General features: G+C 71.9%; 1 protein-coding gene. It reads right to left on the bottom strand.

Translation table 11 applies throughout. The features are described from left to right. The coding region (locus AC08OV_RS18415) for a WD40 repeat domain-containing protein (RefSeq protein ID WP_476620019.1) at nt 1–810 on the bottom strand (810 nt) is incomplete at both ends.

The raw sequence follows: 810 nt of genomic DNA, 5'->3' as shown, positions 1-810 counted from the left end.
CTACCGCCGCTGGCCAGCAGCCCATCCGGGCCGAACGCCACCGCGTAGACCTCGTCACTGTGGCCTCTGAGCGGGTCGCCGACCAGGCGGGGCGCAGCCGGGATGCTGACGTCCCACAGCCGTACTGTTCCGTCGCTGCTGCCGCTGGCCAGCAGCCCATCCGGGCCGAACGCCACCGCGTAGACCTCGTCGCTGTGGCCTCTGAGCGGGTCGCCGACCAGGCGGGGCGCAGCCGGGATGCTGACGTCCCACAGCTCCACTGTCACGTCGTCGGCGTTTGCGAAGGCCAGTAGGCCGTCTGGGCCGAAGGCCACCGCGTAGATCTCGCCGGTGTGGCCTCTGAGCGGGTCGCCGACCTGGCGAGCCGCCGCCGGGTCGCTGACGTCCCACAGCCGTACTGTTCCGTCGCTACCGCCGCTGGCCAGCAGCCCATCCGGGCCGAACGCCACCGCGTCAACCGCGTCGGTGTGGCCGGTGAGAGGGGCACGCAGGTGCGGAGTGTCGGCGAGGGTGTCCAGGAGGTTTCCCTGGACGCGGGCCTGCTCGTGGTCGGGTGCAATGTCGTGGGCGGCGACGGCAAGGCGCAGCGCGGCTGTGGGGTCGGCGTCGCGGATGTTCTCGGCGAGGGTGAGCAGCCCGTCGGCGACGGCGGTCCGCCGGCTCTCGTCGGCGGTCCGGCTTTGCAAGTAGGCGGTGATCCCGAGGCTGATGGCGGCCAGGAGTAGGACCGTCAGGATGGTGAAGGCGGTGGTGAGACGGCGGCGGGCGTGGCGGCGGCTGGTGGTCAGGAATTGTCGGATGGTGGGGGTG

The organism is Frankia sp. CeTa3Moorea, from assembly GCF_978021225.1.
This window is presented reverse-complemented; position numbering and strand designations above follow the sequence as displayed.